11 protein-coding genes and 3 pseudogenes are annotated in these 21,245 nt (G+C 64.4%); 8 read left to right on the top strand and 6 right to left on the bottom strand.

The features are described from left to right. Positions 1-80 precede the first annotated feature (80 nt). The 6 genes and pseudogenes from BPNPMPFG_RS28625 to BPNPMPFG_RS28600 all read left to right on the top strand — a co-directional run bounded on the left by BPNPMPFG_RS28625 (position 81) and on the right by BPNPMPFG_RS28600 (position 6,339). Positions 81-1,163 carry a LacI family DNA-binding transcriptional regulator gene (locus BPNPMPFG_RS28625; protein ID WP_258591922.1) on the top strand — a complete coding sequence of 361 codons (1,083 nt, stop codon included), beginning with the start codon at positions 81-83 and terminating at the stop codon, positions 1,161-1,163. A 166-nt stretch (positions 1,164-1,329) separates the two neighbouring features. Then, the gene (locus tag BPNPMPFG_RS28620; protein ID WP_258591921.1) at positions 1,330-2,283 is read left to right on the top strand and encodes an ABC transporter substrate-binding protein; all 954 of its coding nucleotides are present in this window, start codon (positions 1,330-1,332) and stop codon (positions 2,281-2,283) included. 33 nt (positions 2,284-2,316) lie between these two features. Continuing rightward, positions 2,317-3,876 carry a sugar ABC transporter ATP-binding protein gene (locus BPNPMPFG_RS28615; RefSeq protein WP_258591920.1) on the top strand — a complete coding sequence of 520 codons (1,560 nt, stop codon included), beginning with the start codon at positions 2,317-2,319 and terminating at the stop codon, positions 3,874-3,876. Between the two features lie 95 nt (positions 3,877-3,971). Then, a pseudogene (locus BPNPMPFG_RS28610) lies at positions 3,972-4,601 on the top strand (ABC transporter permease subunit); the annotation flags it as partial. Between the two features lie 73 nt (positions 4,602-4,674). Beyond that, positions 4,675-4,911, top strand: a complete 237-nt coding sequence (locus BPNPMPFG_RS28605; protein ID WP_258597098.1) for a hypothetical protein — start codon at positions 4,675-4,677, stop codon at positions 4,909-4,911. Between the two features lie 75 nt (positions 4,912-4,986). Beyond that, a complete protein-coding gene (locus BPNPMPFG_RS28600; protein WP_258591919.1) occupies positions 4,987-6,339 on the top strand; it encodes a hypothetical protein in 1,353 nt (450 codons plus the stop codon). A gap of 182 nt (positions 6,340-6,521) precedes the next feature. On the opposite strand, the gene BPNPMPFG_RS28595 is transcribed toward BPNPMPFG_RS28600, so the two are convergent. Both BPNPMPFG_RS28595 and BPNPMPFG_RS28590 read right to left on the bottom strand, forming a co-directional pair. After that, positions 6,522-7,424: an SDR family oxidoreductase gene (locus BPNPMPFG_RS28595; RefSeq protein ID WP_258591918.1), complete on the bottom strand. Its 903-nt coding sequence runs from the start codon at positions 7,422-7,424 to the stop codon at positions 6,522-6,524. Positions 7,425-7,498: 74 nt separating this feature from the next. After that, a complete protein-coding gene (locus tag BPNPMPFG_RS28590; protein WP_258591917.1) occupies positions 7,499-8,239 on the bottom strand; it encodes an SDR family oxidoreductase in 741 nt (246 codons plus the stop codon). A 116-nt stretch (positions 8,240-8,355) separates the two neighbouring features. On the opposite strand from BPNPMPFG_RS28590, the gene BPNPMPFG_RS28585 reads away from it, so the two are divergent. Next, positions 8,356-9,261 carry a LysR family transcriptional regulator gene (locus BPNPMPFG_RS28585; protein WP_258591916.1) on the top strand — a complete coding sequence of 302 codons (906 nt, stop codon included), beginning with the start codon at positions 8,356-8,358 and terminating at the stop codon, positions 9,259-9,261. Positions 9,262-9,479: 218 nt separating this feature from the next. Here the strand turns inward: BPNPMPFG_RS28585 and BPNPMPFG_RS28580 are convergent. The 4 genes and pseudogenes from BPNPMPFG_RS28580 to BPNPMPFG_RS28565 form a co-directional block, all read right to left on the bottom strand. Then, a pseudogene (locus tag BPNPMPFG_RS28580) lies at positions 9,480-10,027 on the bottom strand (flavin reductase family protein). 66 nt (positions 10,028-10,093) lie between these two features. After that, positions 10,094-10,841: pseudogene (locus BPNPMPFG_RS28575) on the bottom strand (SDR family oxidoreductase). Between the two features lie 175 nt (positions 10,842-11,016). After that, complete coding sequence (locus tag BPNPMPFG_RS28570; RefSeq protein WP_258591915.1) at positions 11,017-11,853, bottom strand: AraC family transcriptional regulator; 837 nt, start codon at positions 11,851-11,853, stop codon at positions 11,017-11,019. An 11-nt stretch (positions 11,854-11,864) separates the two neighbouring features. After that, positions 11,865-12,203 (bottom strand): hypothetical protein, encoded by a 339-nt coding sequence (locus BPNPMPFG_RS28565; RefSeq protein ID WP_258591914.1) that lies wholly within the window; start codon positions 12,201-12,203, stop codon positions 11,865-11,867. 151 nt (positions 12,204-12,354) lie between these two features. Between BPNPMPFG_RS28565 and BPNPMPFG_RS28560 the strand changes: the two genes are divergently transcribed. Then, positions 12,355-21,126, top strand: a complete 8,772-nt coding sequence (locus BPNPMPFG_RS28560) for an autotransporter-associated beta strand repeat-containing protein (protein WP_263013309.1) — start codon at positions 12,355-12,357, stop codon at positions 21,124-21,126. Positions 21,127-21,245 lie beyond the last annotated feature (119 nt).

The following is a 21,245-nucleotide window of genomic DNA, read 5'->3' as shown; positions in this document are numbered from 1 at the left end:
CTAATGGTTATCCTAATCGTTTAGGTTACAGCTTCCGGCTGATCCCGACGAGGGAGGTTAGACTCTTGGCAAGATCAACGATGCGCGACATCAGTCGCGCCACAGGGCTGTCTGTGTTCACCGTATCCCGAGCTCTGAGCGGGGCAGACGGAGTCTCCGAGGCGAGCCGTCAGCAGGTGCTGAAGGCCGCAAGCGATCTGGGATATGTGCTCAACCGCGCAGCCCAGGAATTGCGCCGGGCGAGCCGAGACTCGGTTGCCGTCATTACCGCAAGCACCTCAAACTCCTACTATCTCGATCTGATGGCAGGGATACAGCAGGCTCTCGAACCGTCCACATGGACGGTGGTTGTCGGGGATGTCGCCGTCAACGGCGCGTATGATGCCCGCCTCGAGGACCGCATGATCCGCCGCCTCATTGAGTCACGGACCGCTGGCGTGATTTCGACGCTGACCCTAAAGGCCGAGAACACGCGACTGCTCGAACGCTGGGATATCCCCCTAGTCTTCGTCGACTCCTCGCCGCCTACCGAAGCGGCGCATACACCAAGCGTAACCACCGACAACTACAATGCCAGCCTGATGGTGGGCAAGCATCTTGCCGATCATGGGTACAAGGACTGGCTGTTTCTGGTCTATCCCTCGAAATGGTCGACGCGGTTCGATCGTGAACGCGGCATCAGGGAGGCGGCGCGGATCCACGGGGCCGACCTGTTGGTGCTGGAGTCGGCGAACGACGCAGGATCCGGCTATAGCACGCTGGCGGGTCATCTCGACTCGACTGGCAAGATCCCGCGCGCGCTGATCGCAGGCAACAACCCACTGTTGCTCGGCTCCATGAAACTTGCCGCTGAAAGGCGCATCGCGGTTCCGCAGGAAATGGCGGTGGTGGCCTATGACGAATTCGCCTGGTCAGAGCTTACCAATCCGCCGATGACAGTGCTGAACGAGCACAGCGAGCAGATCGGCCGCCTTGCTGCGGTGACCCTGCGCAGGATCATCGACAAGCAGATCGATGCCGAGAAGCGGGGCCAGGCGCCCACCCCGGTCTATCTTCCGGAAGACCAGCAGCGCGTGCCCGCCCGCCTGATAATCCGCTGCTCCTGCGGCTGTTCAAGAGACAGCGCGCATGCGCAAGGCCCTATGACCTCGCAGGCAGCTTAGCGACAACTGAAATGGAAAGACGATGACCGGACTACTTTTCGTCCTTAACCTAAACGATTAGGCGGCTCGAAAACCGGAATCTGGCCACGGTGAAAGTCGCGGCCTGGAAGTTGGCGAGACAGAATTTGCCGTCACATCACGGCGGCAGACAACAGGAGGAAGAAACATGAAAGCAAAGACCAGTATCCAGCTTATGACTGCTGCGTCCCTTGTGGCGCTCGGCTTGTCCTTGGGGGTAGCCCCGGCCGCGGCGGAAGGCAAGCTTCCCAGCAAGATCGAGAAGATTGGCCTGATGGTGCAGGATATGTCCAATCCGTTCTTTTCCGCCATGACGAAGGGCGCGGAAGATGCCGCCAAGCAGATCGGCGCCACCGTCAACGTGCAGGACGCGCAACTCGACCTGGCCAATCAAAACACCCAGATCGACGCCTTCATGCAGCAGGGCGTCAATCTGATCGTCATTTCCGCGGTAGACGAAGCCGGCATCGAGCCGGCTATCCAGCGGGCCAAGGATGCCGGCATCATCGTCATCGCGGTCGATACTCCGGCTCACGGCGCCGACGCGGTGATCATGACCAATGCGGTACAGGCGGGCGAGAAATCGTGCGAGTACCTCTTCCAGCAAATGGGCGGAAAGGGTCAGGTGCTGTTGGTGGACGGCACACCCATTCAGACCATCATCGACCGTATCAACGGCTGCAAAACGGTCGCAGCGAAGTTTCCCGGCATCAAGATCGTTGGCCAGCAGGCCTCGAAGAATGACCGCGCCTCGGGCCTCGCCGTGACGACCGATATGCTGACGGCCAACCCGGATGTCACTGGCATCTTCGGCATGAACGACCCCTCGGCGCTCGGCGCGGTGCTCGCTGTCGAACAGGCCGGCAAGACCAGCCAGATCAAGGTCACCGGCGTGGATGGCAGCCCTGAAGCGGTCGCCGAGCTGAAGCGGGAAGGGTCGCCGTTCATCGGCTCCGCCACGCAGAACCCGGCAGAGATGGTGCGCCAGGCGGTCAAGGTCGCGCAGGACATGATTGCCGGCAAGGCGCCGAAGGACAAAACAATCCTCATCGAAAGCGTTCTCGTCACTCGCGACAACGTCACCCAGTATCCCGGCTGGTAACCATCTCCCAGACCAGCCCGGCGGGGAGCGGCCTTGCGCCGCTCCCCGCCTCAGACCCGTGAGACTGCCATGAGCACCCAATCTCCGCTTCTTGTCCTCGAAAGCGTCTCCAAGCGCTTCGGTGCCACGTTGGCCTTGAACAAAGTCCGCTTCGACCTCAGAGCGGGCGAGGTCCATGCGCTGATGGGTGAGAATGGCGCGGGCAAGTCGACCCTCATGAAGATCCTCGCCGGTAATATCCAACGCGACGCGGGGCGTATCCTCATCGATGGCCACGAAGTCGAGATTCGCTCCCCGATCGATGCTTCCGCCAATGGCATAGCCATCATCCACCAAGAGCTCAACACCGTGCGCGACATGACGGTCGCGGAGAACCTCTCTCTTGGACGTGAGCCGCGCACGCGCTTCGGCATGCTTGACCGCCGCCGCATGGAGCAGCAGGCACGCGAAAAACTGGCACGCATACACTCGACGATCGATCCGCGGCGGCCGCTCGGCTCGTTGAGCCTGGGCATGCAGCAATTGGTGGAGATCGCGCGCGCCGTTGGCGAAAACGCCCGCGTCCTCGTGCTCGATGAACCGACCGCGGCGCTGTCGCGAGCCGAGGCACAGGAACTCTATCGGATCATAGGCCAGATGCGCTCGGCGGGCGTGGGGCTCATCTATATTTCGCACCGCATGGAGGAGGTTTGGCAGTTGGCGGACCGGGTTACGGTGTTCCGTGATGGCGGCTACGTGGGGTCCGGGACCTTGGCCGAGATCAGTCCGCAGGACGTGGTCCGCATGATGGTCGGCCGTCCGGTCGCCGACCTCTACCGCCACGACAAACGCACCCCTGGCGCCACCGTGCTCGAAGTCGAGGGGCTCGCGGGTGAAGGCGTTGGCCCTGTCGACCTTTCGGTCCGCGCCGGAGAGGTGGTCTGCATGGCCGGACTGATCGGTTCCGGCAGAACCGAAGTCGGACGCCTGCTTTTCGGCGCCGACCCGCGCACCGCGGGCTCAGTCCGGATCGAAGGGCACCCCAGTCGCCCGTCGGACCCCTTCGAGGCGATTACCGACGGCATTGGCATGGTGCCCGAGAACCGGAAGGAGCAAGGCCTGTTCCTCGAACATTCGGTGGAGGACAACATTGCAATCAGTTCACTCGACCGCTTCATCACCGGAGGCGTTGTCAATCGCACGGAACGGCGCGACGCCGTCATGGAGCAGATGAAGCGGCTCAAACTCCGGCTCAACGCAATCTCGCTGCCTGTGAAGGCTCTGTCTGGGGGAAATCAGCAGAAGGCGGCACTCGCCCGATGGCTGCTTCGCGATTCCAGGGTGCTGATCCTCGACGAGCCTACCCGCGGTGTCGACATCGGTGCAAAGCGCGAGATCTACGAGGAGATCGACCAACTGGCCCGCGCCGGAAAGGCGCTCCTGATCATGTCGTCGGATCTGCCGGAGGCGATCGGGATAAGCGATCGCCTGCTGGTCATGCGCGAGGGCAGGATCGTGTCAGAATTGGTTTCGGAGGAAACATCGGAAGAAGAAGTGATGCTTCATGCGACGGGCACCGCGAGCCGTCGCGGAAACACAGGAGTGCAACCGTGAACACGGCTCGTGACGACACCACTCAGGCAACGCCGACCGCTCCGGATCGCGCGCCCTTCGATTTCGCCAAATGGTGGGACCGCATAGGCATTCTCATGGTGCTGGTCGCGCTGGTAATCCTGATGTCGGCCATCGCTCCGAACTTCAACCGTGTCGACAACCTGCTCAACATTGCGCGCGCCATCTCGGTGAACGCCATCCTGGCGGCAGGTATGACGCTCGTCATCCTAACCGGCGGCATCGACCTTTCCGTTGGATCGATCGTTGCCGTTTCCGGTGTGGTCTCCGTCATCGCCGCCATGGCGGGCGTGCCCGCCCCCGCCGCTGTCTGTGTCGGCATTGCCGTCGGCGCGGCCTGCGGCCTGGTCAACGGAGCCCTGACCGCTTACCTATCGCTCGCGCCATTCATCGTCACCCTGGGGACGATGACCTTCCTGCGCGGCCTTGCCTACACCATCACCGCAGGCCAGCCGATCGTTTCGAGTTCCTTGAACTTCAAGGACATCGGCAATGGATATCTCTGGGGCATCCCTGTGCCGGTCATCGTGATGGCGATCGTCTACCTGACCGTCTGGTTCACCCTGGAGCGGACGCGCTATGGCCGCCATGTCTATGCCGTGGGCGGCAATGCGGAGGCGGCCAAGCTCGCCGGCGTACGCGTCAGGCGGGTCATCACGTCCGTCTATGTCCTGGCTGGCGGCTGCGCCGGCCTGGCCGGCGTCATCTTCGCCGCCCGGGTCATCTCGGCCCAGCCCACCGCCGGCACCGGCTACGAACTCGACGCGCATCGCGGCGGTCGTGCTCGGCGGCACCAGTCTGGCCGGAGGCCGCGGCCGAATTGTTGGAACGCTCATAGGATCGGTGATCCTTGGTGTGCTGGGTACCGGCTTGATCCTGCTCAACGTGCCCTTCTTCACTCAGTTGCTGATCAAGGGTGTGGTCATCATCCTGGCCGTCGCTATCGACAGCCTGAAGCAGCGGCCGGGGCTCTTCCGCTTTCGCAGCAACACGCCACCCGGTGCATCAAGCCAATAAACCGCCGCGGCGCCCCAGCCCGCATGACGCGGCAGCGCTCTCCCCAACTCACCACTCTCTCCTGGAGGGACCTCCATGACCCTTGCCGTCACCATTGCAGATCCTCTGGCAGGCCGGCGCGACCACGAGCCGATCATCTTTTCCGTCGCAGCGGACCTGCCGCGGGCACTCTGGTGGGCCCGAGACGACGCCGGCAACCGGGTATTGTGCCAGCGGCTGACGCGGGACGCCAAGCCAGGCGAAACGCGTTTCACGGCGACCGTAAGCTTCAGCGACCGTCTGCGACTGACGCTGGACGAGCCATGCGACCCTGCTTCTGCTGACATTCCCGGCATCATTGTTCTCAAGGGCAGAGAAGCAGACTGCTTCGCGCGCCTTAATACGGGTGCATTCGACCTCGAGCTCTGCTCAGGTACAGCGCAAGGTCTCGGTTCATCCAAGTGGGGAATCCGCCACTTTCGGTCATTGGCCGACGATTTCGAGCTGCTGCCCTCCGGCAACAACGCCATCGGCGGATTCTATGGGCCTTTCTTCACCCCGGAGAACGGCCTCATCAACCCTCCCGAGCACACGACCGTGGAGATTGAGACACTGGAGAGCGGTCCGATTATGCACCATTACCGGATGCACGGCACGATCCCGGACGGCCTGCTGGACGAACTCAGGGGCAAGCGGTTCTCGATCGACTGGATCTTCACCTACGGGACACCCTTTTTCCAACGCTGCTATAGGGTCGACCCCTTCCAGACCGTCATCAACGGCCGCTCCGTCACCAACAAGATCACTGTCGGCGACGAGTTCGAGGGCGGTAAGGGCGAGCTTGTGTTCAACCGTTTCGCCGCCTATGGCGGAACGCGATACCGTGCGGGCGACCCCTACGCTGGGGAACTCGTCGCGTTGGTCGCCGACACGGTGACCAACTCTGCCAACCAGAGCCGGAAGTTCGAGGAATTCCGTTCGCATCTAAGCGATATCGAATCCGCCCACTGGGACCTCTACTGGCGCCTGTTCTGCAAGTGGGAAGGTGTGCTCGGTGAAGATGAACTGCGTGAGCGGCTCGCGCGGGTGCGCGCCGCGGCGCATGTCAAGGCCGACCACACGGACCGGCATTGGATTCTGACAGCTCAGCCGATCGACGTGTCGGTCGTCGAGCACGAAACGATCTTCCCCGGTCCAGCCGACAAGACAGTGGAATTCGACGAGGCCACTGGCCGTGCCATGATCTGGTGGACATCGGAACCGTCAGGGGCTTTCCAGATCGTCCAACGGCGCCAGTCCGGTTGGGTCAATTGGGGCAGCAATGGCGAGAATGAATGCCCAGAACTTCCTGTCGGTGTCCAGATCAAGACCGCATACGGCCATTTCGCCGACCGTTGGCAGGCCATAGCGGATCAATTGGAGACGCCCCCGACTGTGCGCTCCGAATAGAAGGTCCCCTCACCCGGGCGAGGCTGAAGGAATTCAGCTCAGGGGCGCGGTCATCCGCTGCGCGACCTCGAGGGTCAGCTTGTAGGTGGGAGTGAAAAATTCGGGGGTCACGGTAACCCCCAGCAGAAATGGAAACGGCGATACGCCCTCCCGCGCAATCGCGAGGGAGGGCGGGCTCAAACTCAGGCGATGATCGCCGGGTGGAGCAGGCTTTCCAGGTCGATATTGCGGTACATTTCGCGGCGCATGCGGTCGGCGACGCCGTTGACGATCTCCGCGCCATCCTGTGACGGATCGACGTGAACCCGGAACGGCCGCTTGCCGAACGGCGCATCCACGACGCGGACGATCGCGCGCGCCACTTCCGCCGGATCGGCGTCGGCGGGTTCGAGGCCAGCCAACCCCTTCAGCGCCTTGTCGGCGATGCCGGCATAGGGGCCTGCTTCATACTCCGCGACCCGCGCCGCGTCGGACGGCTTGCCCGAATGCGCGAAGTGATTGGTGCCCTTGGTGAAAGCGCCGGGAACCATGATGGTCGTCTCGATGCCCCACAGTGCAAGCTCGGTGGAGTAGGACACGGCAAGCGCGTCCATCGCCGCCTTGGCCGCGAAATATGGCGCCAGGAATGGCGGGGTGCCGCCACGCGTCGAGGAAGAACCGACCCAGACCAGCAGGCCTTTGTGCTGGCGGCGCAGATGGGGCAATGCTGCCCGGTTGACCCGCTGGGCGCCCAGCACATTGACGTCATACTGCTGGATCAGTTGCTCAGGCGTGAAGGCTTCGGCCGGGCCGAACACCATGTGGCCGGCATTGTGGACGATGACGTCCAATCGGCCCACATCGGCGATGATGTGGCCGATGCCGGCATCGGCCGACGCATCGGACTGCACGTCCAGTTCGACGGTGCGCATATCCGCCTTCTGTTCGGCCGCCCAGGCGGCGACCGCAGCGACTTGCGGTGCATTGCGGCCCGTGGTCTCGCGCATCGAGGCGTAGACGGTATGGCCAGCCTCGGCCAGGGCCTTGGCGGTCATGAGGCCGAAGCCCGAGGAAGCGCCGGTGACGAGGATGATGGACTTGGACATGATGAAATCTCCTTGCTTGAGGTTTTGGGTTTGAGGTGGGTCGGGTATGTCTGAGGGTGATGGACAGGTCCGGATCAGATGATCCCGCCATTGGCGCGCAGGGTCTGGCCGTTGATCCAGGCGCCGTCCGGGCCGGCGAGGAAGGCGACGGCATTGGCGATGTCATCGGGCTGGCCGAGACGTTCGAGTGGCGCCATCTTCGACAGACGGTCGATCACCTCCTGCGGCTTGCCGTCGAGGAAAAGCCTGGTTGCCGTCGGCCCCGGCGCGATGGCGTTGACCGTGATGTTGCGGCCGCGCAGTTCCTTGGCGAGGACGCTGGTCATGGCTTCGACCGCGGCTTTGGTAGCGGCATAGACGCCGTAGCTCGGCTGCAGCATGCTGGTGACACTGGACGAGAAGTTGACGATCCGGCCGCCATCGCGCAGGCGACGAGCCGCCTCGCGCAGCGTGTTGAAGGTACCCTTCAGGTTGACCGCGATGTGGCGATCGAACAGGGCATCGTCGCTGTCCTTGATTGCCGCCAGGCTCATGATGCCGGCGTTGTTGATCAGCACGTCGACGCCGCCGAAGGCGGTCTCGGCCGAGTCGAACATGCGGACGACCGCGGCGACATCCGAGATGTCGGCCTTCGCCGCGACGGCCCGGCCGCCGGCCGCTTCGATCCTGGCGACCACAGCCTCGGCCGAGGCGGCATTGCCGGCATAGTTCACCACGACGGTGAAGCCGTCCCTGGCAAGGCGTTCGGCGACTGCGGCGCCGATACCGCCCGAGGCGCCGGTGACGATGGCTACTTTGTTGGTCTGGGTGGTCATGATCTCTCTCCTTGGTGATGGCCACCGGTGATCGGCGGCTGATGGGATCAAGATGCACCTTCTTTTCCGGCGGATAATCGGCCATAATCCGACATCATAATTCGGGAGTTCGGACAATGGATCGCTTCGATGCCATGCGCGTCTTCATCCGCATCGTCGAGCGGCGCAGCTTTACCAAGGCTGCCGACGATCTCGGCCTGCCCCGCTCATCGGTCACAGATGCGGTGAAGGGTCTGGAGGCACGGCTGGGCGTGCGGTTGCTGCAGCGCACGACGCGCCAGGTCAGCCCGACACTGGATGGCGAAGCCTACTATCAGCGTTGCGTCGGCCTGATCGCCGACCTGGAAGACGCCGAGGGCGCCTTTGTCGGCGCCAAGCCATCGGGTCTGGTTCGCGTCGACATGCATGGCACCCAGGCGCGGTATTTCCTGCTGCCAGGCCTGCCTCGCTTCCGCGCGATGTATCCGGACATTCGCCTGCACATCAGCGAGATGCACCAGCCGCTGGACATGATCCGCGAAGGGTTCGACTGCCTGCTGCGCGCCGGCGAACTGGCCGACAGCCCGTTGATACGGCGGCGTCTGGCGACGCTGGAAAGGGGCACCTTCGCCAGCCCTGACTACCTCGACCGCTTTGGCACGCCGCAAACGCCCGACGATCTGGAGGGGCACGAAATGGTCGGCTTGCTCGCTCCAGACTCCGCCGAGATTATACCTCTCGTCTTTGCCGTCGGCGCAAAGACCCGCCAATTGACCTTACCCGCCAATGTGACCGTGACTGGCCCCGAGACCAATGTCGCCTCCGCATGCCTGGGCCTTGGGCTGATCCAGGTGCCGCGATACCGCGTCGTTTCGGAACTGGCCAGCGGAGCCCTTGTCGAAGTGCTCGCCGACTTTCCCCCCTCGCCTTTGCCGGTCCACGTGCTTTATTCGCACACCCGCCAGCTATCGCCGCGCCTGCGCGTGTTCATCGACTGGATGGCCGATCAGTTCCGTGAACGGCTCCAGACGATGAACGCATGAAACCTACGCCGTATCTGCAACATCGACAGCGGCGGGGAAAGGAATTTGCGCCATGCCCACCAGCGGGTGATGGGCGCCCCAGGTTGTGGCGAATGTCGCCATCTGCGGTGATTCACAAGCCGACCTAGGGATGCGTTCCGTCTGTCAGGAAGGCTGACTCTTCAGGTTGTTCATCTGAGCAAATCCCCAAGAGGCATCGTTGCCGACGTGTGGGTAGCTTATGGGAGTTGCCGCCACTTCGTCATGCGGTTGCTGAGATCGAGCGTGTCACCGTCGATGGTGAAACGCCGTCACCACGATGATGCAGGGTTCGGCGTTCCGTTCGTGCTTCATCGACCCAGATCCGTTTCGCCTCGAGGATGAAGAGGCCGTAGGTGTCTACAAGGCTGGTGTCGGCGACCTTGCACTCGATGTTGGCAAGGCAATCGCCAATCAGCGGGGCCTTAACATCGCTTGCCGGGCGCTGCTTCAGCCCGAATCGCTGAAACTTGTCCACGGAAGCGCCGGAGCAATTGCCGATGTCGACGACAGTTTCGGCCAGATCGATTGTTGGAATCGCGATGACGCATTCGCCGGTTTCTCTCATCGCCCGATGGCTGTGGTCCCAGGGGCCGACGATGCAGCCGATCAGCGGCGGCTCATGCTGGATCATCATGTGGAAACCCATGGTCATCACATTCGGCTTGCCCTTATAGCTCGTCGTTACCAGAACAATCGGACCCGGTTCGAGGAGGTGATAGGCCTGAGAAGCAGGTATCTCTTTCATCTTGAACTCCTGTTGAGGGTGGCCTCCCCGCCCAAGGACGGAGAGGCGGAAGGTCTCTGATTTCAATTACCAGCCCTGCTCGACCGGCATGACGAACAGCTCGGCCACATCCACATGCGAGGGTGCCTGCGCGGCAAAAACGATGGTGTCGCCGATGTCCGAGCCCTGCAGGAACGTCATCTGCTTGGCGAGATCGTCCATCTGCTGCCGATAGCCGGCGTCGGTGATGTGGTCGTAAAGCTCGGTGGCGACGGCCCCTGGCTGGATGCAGGTGACCCGGATGTTGTGCTTCTGGCCGACCTCCATGCGCAGGCCGTCAGAGAAGGCAGCCACCGCGTGCTTCGTGGCACAATAGACCGACAGGCCCTTGAAGACCTTGCGGCCGGCGATCGAGGACGTTGAAGATATGACCGGAATGCTGCTTGACCATCCGGGGCAGCACGGCGGCGGTGACGTTCAGCAGGCCCTTCAAATTGACATCGACCATGCGGTGCCATTCGTTGGTCTTGAGTTGATCGAGGTCGGAAAGCGGCATCAGCCCTGCATTGTTGACGAGAATGTCGATGGAGCCATAGGCGTCGACCAGCTTCTTCACGCCAGCCTCGACTGCGGCCGCATCAACCACATCCATCTCGATCACCAGGGCCTCACCGCCCTTCGAGGCGATTTCGCTCTTGAGAGCTTCGAGCTTGTCCGTTCGCCGTGCTGCGATACCGACCTTGGCGCCGGCCTCCGCAAGTTTCAAGGCAGTGGCAGCACCTATGCCACTCGATGCACCCGTAACCAGTGCGATTTTTCCAGAAATGCTGGTCATTGTTCTGCTCCTTGTTGGGACCCTTCGGTTGAACCGGGGGGCGTGTTGGACAAGGAGGAATTTAGTCGGAGGCGTCGGAGCCTTCGCGCGGCGACCTGCGCGAACTGTCGGGATCTTGCTCTATTCTGGCCGGGACAACACTTCCCGCCGTATCAAAGCAGGCCGCTGTCCAGACTCATAGGATCTCGATGATGCTGGTATCGGTCTCCTGCAACAATCTCTGGGCCTTGGCGACGCGCTGGCGAATGAACTGATGAGACGGCGAAAGTCCCATGGCCTTCTTGAACAAGCGGCTGAAGTGGAACTCGCTGATGCCTACGCCTCGCGCCACCTGGGCCAGGTCAAACGGCTCGTCCAGATGCGCCTCCATGAAGGCCATCGCCCGGCGCAGTTTTGCGCCCGGAAGAGCGTTTTGTCGGCGCCGTTCGCCTGCTCCCGACGTGTAATGCCGGATCAAATGAACGGCCAGGCTTTGCGCCAACCCCTGGATAAAAAGCGCGCTGCCGGCGCCTTCCGCGGTGAGCTCGCGGTGAATGAGGGCCAGCAAGTGAGACAGTTGTTCATCCCGGCCGTCGGAGATATCGCGCAGGCCGACCGTGGCCTTGCCCGATATCTCCTGCGCCACCCGTTCAAACAATGGGACCGACAGATAGAGATGCATGACCTGGAACGGTTCGTCGCCCTCCGCACGCCAGCGCAACTCATATGGCGTCACGGAGCGGGTGAGGAAAAAATCCCCCACGGCCACCCGGTTCGCCATCCATTCTCCACCCAGATCGCGTTCCTCGACCAGCGCACCCCCTGATATCACCCACACGATCAACGGCTCGGCCACCGCCGGCACCAGGAAAGGCGCTTGTTCGCGCAGGCGCGAGAAGACCTGCACGAACATATCCGTCCAGGCTGGGCCGTCACCGCTGATCAGGGTACGGCCGGCAAAGTAGTTCTCGAGGCCCTGCGGGGATGTGCGATCGGGAGGAGTATCGGGCTTTTGGTCGTGTTCGAATGCCATCTCACAGGTTTCTAGCTTACGACGCGGTTGCCGCACCATTTCATCGAAGAGCGTAAGCGTCTTTCAAGATAAGGAATTTCGCTATCGTTGCAAATCACCGCTAAAACTTCACCGGCAGCCCACGCGCCACTCATCAAAAGCCATTGATGGCCAGAGATGGAAACTCTTTTGCGGCCGGTGCCGGTGAACGGCAGATTTTCGACGTCGACGAAGGCGATGCGGCCCGCGCCGTCGAGCCGCGTTCGACGCCTGCCTTGACCCCGACCTCGGCTAAGCATCTGCAAAAACGGGCAAAACTCCTCCCAATAATAGTCAGTTCCTGAGAATTGACCGCGGTTTTGGGCGGACATAGGGTCCCGCTCGTCCGGTGCTCGGGGAATGGGCGTGCCGGCGCCGAATTTTGAAACCGATGTGAACTGCGACCGACGGCATGGCTGTTTTCGGCGGCGGCGGAGCTTTGTGCACCGGCTGCCGCCGGTTCGCGAAGACGGGGAAGACTGAGTGAGCAGCATTTGCGGTAGCGGACACGAAGTTCATGCCAATGGCGAGCCGGTGTCGCCGACGGGGACACGCCGCGCCGGCGCACAGCCCACATCGCCGCTCAAGCCCCGGCATAAGCGCTACCGCGCGATGCTGCTTGCCGGCACCGCGCTCGTCACGCCGCTGGCGCTGGCGGCGACGCATCAGCCGGCGATGGCTCAGGTCATCGGCGGCAATGGCGGGAATGGCAGGGACGCACCGAATGGCTACACGGCAGGTGGCGGTTCGGGCGGCGGCGGCTACGGAGATGGCAGCGCGACCGCGCCCGGCGGCGGCGGCGGAACTACCTCTGGTCAAGGGGCCCGCGGCGGTGTCGGCGGCGGCTCGGATGGTGGCGGCAGCGGCGGCGGCGGCTATGCCGCCGGCGCCGGCGGCGGTGGTGGCGGCGCCGGCGGCGCCGGTCTGACCCTCGGCGCCGATCTGAACAACAGCAGCGCCATTACCGGCGGCAAAGGCGGCTACGGCGGTATCGGAAATTACAATTCCGTGCCGTCTTACTCTTATGGTGGCGGCGGCGGCGGCGGTGGCGGCGGTTCCGGCATCATCGCCACGACCGGCGCCAACCTCATCAATTCCAGCACAATCACCGGCGGCACCGGCGGCGGCGGCGGAAGCTCAAGCGGAGCGATCAATCCGTTCACCGACCCTTCCGGCAACGGAACCGGCGGCAGAGGCGGCAACGGCATCACCGCAACCGGCTCGGCCGGGCTGACGATCACCAATACAGGCACAATCAAGGGCGGCGGCGGCGGCACCGATTTCCAGAACTACCAACCTTACCGGCCGCAGGCCGGCGGCTTCGGCATCATCGGCCAGAACCTGACGATCATCAACAGCGGCACGATCGCCGGTGGCGCCCTGGGCGGCGGCGGCGGCTTGAACGGCGCCCCTTCGACCGCCATCATCATCACCGGCGGCACCAACAGCATCAAGGCGCTCGCCGGCAGCAATATCGGCGCGATCGAACTCGGCGGCGCCACGACGCTGGCGGGCACGTTCAACGGCACGATCCAGGTCGATGGCGGCGTCACCGTGTCGGTAACCGGATCGACCGCGGCCGATGATGCGACCGGCATCACGGCCTTCAACAATTTCGGCACGACCTCGATCAGCGCCGGGCGCACGCTCAGCGCCCAGACGATCAACAACGGCGCTGGTATGATCAATATCGGCGCCGGCGCGACGTTGCGGGGCACCGGCAACACGCTCAACAACAACACGGTCATCAATGTCGGCGTCAACGGCAGCGTCATCGACGCCGGCGCCGTCAACAACCAAGGCGGCGGCACGATCAATTTCAACGGCCCGACGGGCACGGCGACACTGTCGTCGGGAATAAGCAGCATCGTCAATGACGGGCAGATCAAGGTTCTCGGCGGCGCCGTCGCCGTCACCGGCGACATCAGCAACCAGAACAACGGCACGCTGTCGCTGACCGGCGGCGACATGACCGGCATCGGCACGCTGACCAACAGCGGGACCGCGACCGTCAATGTCGCCGCCGGCTACAACCTCGGCGTCGACACCTTCACGCTCACCGGTGGCAGCGTCACCGGCACGGGAACGATCACCGCCGCCACCGCCTTCAACCTGTCGAACGGCACGATCGGCGCGGCGATCGCGGGCGCCGGTGTATTGACCAAGACCGGCGCCGGAACGACCGTCCTGACCGGCGTCAACACCTATTCCGGTGGCACCAACATCAACGGCGGCACGCTGTCGGTCTCCGCCGATGCCAACCTTGGCAGCGGCGCGCTGAGCTTCGATGGCGGCACCCTGCTGGCGACGGCCAGTTTCGCCGCCAGCAATGACGCTACCCTCGCCGCCGGTGGCGGCACATTGTCGGCATCGGCGGGAAACACGCTGACCTATAGCGGCGTGCTGAGCGGAACGGGCGGGCTCACCAAGGCCGGCGCGGGCACGGTGGCCCTCGCCGGCGCCAATACCTATTTCGGCGCCACCACGATCAGCAATGGCACCTTGCAGGTCGGCGACGGCGGTACGGCGGGAGCGCTCGCCGACGGCGATGTCGCCAACAGCGGCAAGCTCGACTTCAACCGCAGCGACACGGTCATCGTCGGCAACAGGATTTCCGGCAGCGGGGCACTGGGCCATAGCGGCACGGGCACCACCATCCTGACTGCCGCCAGCAGCGACTACACCGGCGCCACCACCGTCTCCGCCGGCAAGCTCATCGTCAACGGATCGATCGCCTCGTCCTCCGGCGTCACGGTTGACGCCGGCGCCGCCATCGGCGGCAGCGGCACCATCGCCTCCACCATCGTCAACGGCACGCTCTTCGCCGGCAACAGCCCCGGCACACTCACCGTGGCTGGCAATCTCACTCTCAATGCCGGCTCGACCAGCCTGTTCGAACTCGGCACGCCCGGCGTTGCCGGAGGCTCCACCAACGACCTCGTCAACGTCAACGGCAACCTGACGCTGGGCGGCACGCTGGAAGCGCCCAGCGCGGTGACCGGCTACTACCGGCTGTTCAACGTTTCGGGCACCACCACCGGATCCTTCGATGCGGTTCCCACAGACGCCATCGTTACCACCGCCGCTGCCAACCAGGTCAACCTGCTGCAGCGCAATGGCGGTCAGCTGCTGCAGTTCTGGGACGGCACCGATGTCGCCGGCAACGGCAGCGTCGACGGCGGCACCGGCCAATGGAGTGCCGGCACCTCCAACTGGACCGGCGCACCCGGCGAGGCCGGCATCAATGACAGCTGGCGCGGCGAGGTCGGCGTGTTCGCCGGCACCGCCGGCACGGTGACGGTATCGGGCGCCATCGGCTTCCAGGGGTTGCAGTTTTCGACCGACGGCTACGAACTTTCAGGCGGAGCGCTGGACCTGTCCGGCGATGCCCACGGCAATGCCGGCGCCAGTTTCATCACTACCGACGCCGGCGTGACGGCGACCGTCTCGTCGGTGCTGGCGAGCGCCGGCATGTTCGGCCTCGACAAGCTTGGCTCCGGCACGCTGGTGCTGGCCGGCGACAACACCTATTCCGGTTTGACCACGATTTCGGCGGGCACGCTGCAGCTCGGCAACGGCGGCGCCGCCGGCTCGGTCGCCGGCGATATCGTCAACCAAGGCGTGCTGACGTTCAACCGCTCGGACAGCAACCTGACGCTGGGCGGCGCGATCTCGGGCACTGGGCGGGTGGAGCAGAACGGTACCGGCACGAGCATCCTTGCCGGCGCCAACACCTATACCGGCGGCACCACGATCAACGCCGGTACCTTGCAGGTCGGCGACGGCGCAAGCACCGGCTCGATCGCCGGCAACATCGTCAACAACAGCGCGCTGGTCTTCAACCGATCGGATTTCTACGGTTCCTTCACCGGCGATCTTTCCGGCTCGGGAACGCTCACCGTGACCGGTGGCGGTACGCTGTCGACGAGCGGCGACCTCAGCCATACGGGCGGAACGACGATCGACAGCGGCAGTGTGCTGGTGGTCGGCGACGGAGCGACACATGGTTCCCTCGCCGGCAATGTGGCGAATGCCGGCAGCCTGGCATTCGACCGGTCGGACGACATCGTGTTTGCCGGCGACATCAGTGGCTCGGGAACGTTTCACAAATATGGCGCGGGCGTGCTGGCGCTGTCGGGCGACAACAGCGCCTATGACGGCATCGTCAATGTGCAGGCCGGCACGTTGCGGGTCGAAAACAGTTCGGCGATCGGCACCGGCTACCTGATGATGTATAGCGGTGCGCTCGATTATGGCGCGAACGTCGATCTTGCCAACATCATGACGCTCCAGCAGGACAATACCGAACTCTGGGTCAAGCAAGGCTCTGCCCGGCAGGCCGGGATCATCCTTAGCGGCGGCGGCGTACCGCACGCCGTCGAAAAGAAGGGCGCCGGAGTGCTGATCGTCGACCGCATGAACCATGGCGGCGCGACCACCGTCAGCGACGGAACGCTGCGGGCCGGCGGTTCGGGTGCATTCGATTCGCGAAGCGCCGTGACGGTGGCTTCGGGCGCCAAGCTCGACCTCGGCGGCTTCAACCAGACCATCGCCTCGCTGGCGGGTGCCGGCGACGTGGTCCTTGGCGCCGGCCGATTGAGCACCGGCGACGCCGGCTCGACGGCATTCTCCGGCGGCATTTCCGGCACTGGCGGCCTGACGAAGAGCGGATCAGGCATATTCACGCTCAGCGGCACCAACAGCTATGGCGGAACGACGGAGGTCGATGCCGGCACCTTGAAGGCCAGTGCGGCAAACAGCTTTGCCTCAGGCAGCGCCTTCAGCATGGTTCCGGGCGCAAGACTCGACCTCGGCGGCTACGATCAGACCATCGGCTCGCTTACAGGCGCCGGCAGTGTCGTGCTCGGCGCCGGAACGCTGACATTGGGTGGCGACGGCACGTCGTCGACATTTGCCGGCGACATCAACGGCACCGGCGGCCTGACGAAGACGGGCTCTGGCATCTTCACGCTGGGCAAGACGGGCTCGGGCAACCTCAGACTGGCGAAGCAGAGCTCGGGTGCCTTCACGCAGGCATCCAGCACCTACACCGGCGCCACCAAGGTCGATGTCGGCACGCTGCAAGCCGGCGCGGCGGGCGTGTTTGCCCCACTTAGCAACTTCACGGTCAGTTCGGGTGCGAAGCTCGACCTCAATGGCTTCGACCAGACCATCGGCTCGCTTGGCGGTGGCGGCAGCGTTACGCTTGGCGCCGGCACGCTGACGACTGGCAATGCCAGCGATACCAGCTTCTCCGGCGTCATCTCCGGCGGCGGCGGCCTCGTCAAACAAGGAACCGGCACGTTCGCCGTCACCGGCACCAATACCTACACCGGAACGACATCGGTCAAGGCGGGGCGGTTGCTGGTCGACGGCAAGCTCGCCGACACCGCCGTCACTATCGACAGCGGGGCAACGCTCGGTGGCTCGGGCACCATTGACGGCGCGGTGGCGATCGCCGACGGCGGGCATCTTGCGCCCGGATCTGGCCCGGGCCCGCTGACCCTGGGCTCGCTGTCACTGTCGGCAGGCGCTTATCTCGACTACCAGCTTGGCTTGACCGGCAATCGCGTCGACGTGAACGGCGACCTGACACTCGACGGCACGCTCAATATCAGCGCCGGCAACGACTTCGGCGCCGGCATCTATCGTCTGTTCAACTATGGCGGCACGCTGGCCGACAACGGACTTGCCATCGGCACCGTTCCCTCCACATTGTCGGCTGGCGACTTGAGCGTGCAGACTGCGGTGGCCACGCAGGTCAACCTAGTCAACACCGGGGGAGCCGCACTGAACTTCTGGGATGGCGGCGCGCCTGGAAACGTCAACAACGGCGCTGTCGACGGCGGCGACGGCGTGTGGAGTGTTGCCGGCGGAAACTGGACCGGGCAGGACGGCGCTTTCAACACGCCGATGACACCGCAGCCGGGATACGCCATTTTCCAAGGCCAGGCAGGCACTGTGACGGTCGATGGCGGCCAGGGCACGATTGCCGTGACCGGCATGCAATTCGCAACCGACGGCTATCGCATCGAAGGCGACGCGATCGCGCTTGGTGCCCCGCAGACGATCATTCGTGTCGGCGACGGCACCCAATCGAGCGCCACCACCAAAGCCACGATCGCCTCCGAGCTCACCGGCGCCGGCACCCTCGTCAAGGATGACCATGGGACCCTCACATTGACCGGTGAAAACACCTATACCGGCGGCACGCTCATCAAGGGCGGCACCCTGGCGATCTCGTCCAATGCCAATCTTGGCGCCGCGGCCGGCGGGCTTGCCTTTGACGGCGGCACGCTGCGCAATACAGCAGCGATGTCCACGGCGCGCGACATCGACCTGCGCACGGCAGGCGGTACGTTCGCCACCGACGCCGATCTCACCGCTTCGGGCATGATCTCCGGCAAAGGCAAGCTGACCAAGACCGGCGCCGCGACGCTGACGCTGACCGGCGCCAGCACTTACGCCCAAGGCACCACAATCTCGCAAGGCACGCTGCAACTGGGCAATGGCGGCGGGCAAGGTTCGATCGTCGGCGATGTCGCCAATAGCGGCGTGCTTGCCTTCAACCGCTCCGACACGCTGACCTTCACCGGCGCGATCTCCGGCAGCGGTTCGCTCAAGCAGATCGGAACCGGCAAGACCGTGCTCACCGGCGCCAATAGCTATGCTGGCGGCACGACGATTGCGGCGGGGACGCTGGCCGGTTCCGCATCGAGCTTCGGCAGCGGCGCCATCCTCGACGACGCCGCCCTCATTATCGACCAGGCGACGGACGCCACTTTCGCCAACGCCATCAACGGCACCGGCTCCTTCGCCAAGACCGGCATGGGTACGCTCAGCCTCACCGGCACCAGCACCTACGCCCAAGGCACCACAATCTCGCAAGGCACGCTGCAACTGGGCAATGGCAGCGCGCAGGGCTCGATCGTCGGCGACGTCGCCAATGGCGGCGTGCTTGCCTTCAACCGCTCCGACACGCTGACCTTTACCGGCGCGATCTCCGGCAGCGGTTCGCTCAAGCAGATCGGAACCGGCAAGACCGTGCTCACCGGCGCCAACAGCTATGCTGGCAGCACGACGATTGCGGCGGGGACGCTGGCCGGTTCCGCATCGAGCTTCGGCAGCGGCGCCATCCTCGACGACGCCGCCCTCATTATCGACCAGGCGACGGACGCCACTTTCGCCAACGCCATCAACGGCACCGGCTCCTTCACCAAGACCGGCACAGGCACGCTCAGCCTCACCGGCACCAGCACTTACGCCCAAGGCACCACAATCTCGCAAGGCACGCTGCAACTGGGCAATGGCGGCGGGCAAGGTTCGATCGTCGGCGATGTCGCCAATAGCGGCGTGCTTGCCTTCAACCGCTCCGACACGCTGACCTTCACCGGCGCGATCTCCGGCAGCGGTTCGCTCAAGCAGATCGGAACCGGCAAGACCGTGCTCACCGGCGCCAATAGCTATGCTGGCGGCACGACGATTGCGGCGGGGACGCTGGCCGGTTCCGCATCGAGCTTCGGCAGCGGCGCCATCCTCGACGACGCCGCCCTCATCATCGACCAGGCGGTGGACGCCACTTTCGCCAACGCCATCAACGGCACCGGCTCCTTCACCAAGACCGGCACAGGCAGGCTCAACCTCACCGGCACCAGCCTGCTTTCGGGCCAAACCACCGTCAACGCCGGGCGACTTTCCGTCAATGGTTCGCTTGCCAATTCGGCCGTCACGCTGCAATCGGGCGCAAGCCTTGGCGGCACCGGCACGGTCGGCAAGGTAACGGCGCTCAGCGGCTCGACGGTCGCCCCCGGCAACTCCATCGGCACGCTCAATGTCGCGGGCGATGCGAGCTTTGCCGCCGGCTCCATCTATCAGGTCGAGGCCGATGCGACCGGCAAGTCGGACAGGCTTGCCGTCTCGGGCAAGGTAACGCTTTCCGGCGGCACCGTGCAGGTGCTTGCGGCGACAGGAGACTACGCAACGACACCGCAATACACCATCTTGACGGCGGCCTCGGGCATTGCCGGCCAGTTTGCGTCGGTGACCTCCAATTTCGCCTTCCTGACGCCGACGCTTTCCTACACCGCCAATGCGATCAGCCTTTCGCTCGCCCGCAACGATGTTTCATTTGGCGACGTCGGGCGCACCCGAAACCAGATCGCCGCCGCCGGCGGCGCCGAACAGCTCGGTACCGGCAACGCGCTCTACAACGCCGTCACCAGCCTCGACGAGGACACTGCCCGCAAGGCCTTCGACGCGCTGTCGGGCGAGGTCCATGCATCGGTGAACGGCATGCTGGTCGAGGACAGCCGCTTCCTGGCCGACGCCGCCAACGCCCGTATCCGGGCGGCCTTCGGCGAGGCCGGCGCGACTTCTGTCCCGGTGATGGCCTACGGTCCGGGCGGCCCTGTGCTCGCCGAGGCCGCGACCGACCGTCTCGCCGTCTGGAGCCAGGCCTACGGCTCCTGGGGCGATACCGACAGCGACGGCAACGCGGCAACATTCAGCCGCAGCACCGGTGGCTTCGTCGTTGGCGCCGATACGCCCATCGGCGACAACTGGCGCCTTGGCGTTATCGGCGGCTACAGCCAAACTTCCTTCGATGCAACCGACCGGGCTTCCTCGGGCAGCAGCTCAAGCTACCATGTCGGCCTGTTCGGCGGCGGCCGGTGGGGGGTATTCAGCCTGCGTGGCGGCGCCGCCTACAGCTGGCATGACATCGAGACCAGCCGCGACGTCGTCTTCCCGGGCTTTTCCGACAGCCTTGCGGCGAAATACCATGCCGGCACCGCACAGGTCTTCGGGGAACTCGGCTACGGCCTGAATATCGGCGGCGTTTCCCTCGAGCCGTTCGGCGGACTTGCCCATGTCAACGTCAAGGCCGACGGCTTTTCGGAGCAAGGTGGCAGGGCAGCGCTGGCCAGTGCCGGCTCGACCACCGAAACGACCTTCACCACCGTGGGTCTCAGGGCGGGCGCGGACTTTACAGTGCGCGATATCAGCGCCACGGTGCGCGGCATGGTTGGCTGGCGCCACGCTTTCGGTGACACCACGCCGCTATCGTCGCTCGCCTTCGCCGGCGGCGGCGCCTTCACCGTGGCCGGCGTTCCGATCGCCAAGGACAGCGCGATCGTCGAAGCGGGACTGGACTTCACCCTCACGCCCAGCGCGACGCTCGGGGTCTCCTACACCAGCCAGTTCGGCGGCGCGGCAATCGACCAGAGCTTCAAGGCCAATCTCGGCGTCAAGTTCTGATCCTGGGGCGGCAAAGCCGCCCCGCTTGCCAGTCCCGGGCGCCATTTCGATCACACGTCCTGACCCCAAGCCGCCTGTCCAGCAGGGCAGCGCGCCCCTTCGACCAGGCCCTCCCCCGG

Origin of the sequence: Mesorhizobium sp. AR07, from assembly GCF_024746815.1 — a bacterium.
GTDB lineage: Bacteria > Pseudomonadota > Alphaproteobacteria > Rhizobiales > Rhizobiaceae > Mesorhizobium.
Note: the sequence above shows the minus strand (reverse complement) of the source record. Positions and strands in the feature narration are given on the sequence as shown.

Bases quoted from the DNA above. Each gene is read 5' to 3' on its own strand.
- BPNPMPFG_RS28625 (WP_258591922.1), top strand. From the start codon at position 81: ATGCGCGACATCAGTCGCGCCACAGGGCTGTCTGTGTTCACCGTATCC.
- BPNPMPFG_RS28620 (WP_258591921.1), top strand. From the start codon at position 1,330: ATGAAAGCAAAGACCAGTATCCAGCTTATGACTGCTGCGTCCCTTGTG.
- BPNPMPFG_RS28595 (WP_258591918.1), bottom strand. From the start codon at position 7,424: ATGTCCAAGTCCATCATCCTCGTCACCGGCGCTTCCTCGGGCTTCGGC.
- BPNPMPFG_RS28570 (WP_258591915.1), bottom strand. From the start codon at position 11,853: ATGGCATTCGAACACGACCAAAAGCCCGATACTCCTCCCGATCGCACA.
- BPNPMPFG_RS28590 (WP_258591917.1), bottom strand. From the start codon at position 8,239: ATGACCACCCAGACCAACAAAGTAGCCATCGTCACCGGCGCCTCGGGC.
- BPNPMPFG_RS28600 (WP_258591919.1), top strand. From the start codon at position 4,987: ATGACCCTTGCCGTCACCATTGCAGATCCTCTGGCAGGCCGGCGCGAC.
- BPNPMPFG_RS28565 (WP_258591914.1), bottom strand. From the start codon at position 12,203: ATGTCCGCCCAAAACCGCGGTCAATTCTCAGGAACTGACTATTATTGG.
- BPNPMPFG_RS28585 (WP_258591916.1), top strand. From the start codon at position 8,356: ATGGATCGCTTCGATGCCATGCGCGTCTTCATCCGCATCGTCGAGCGG.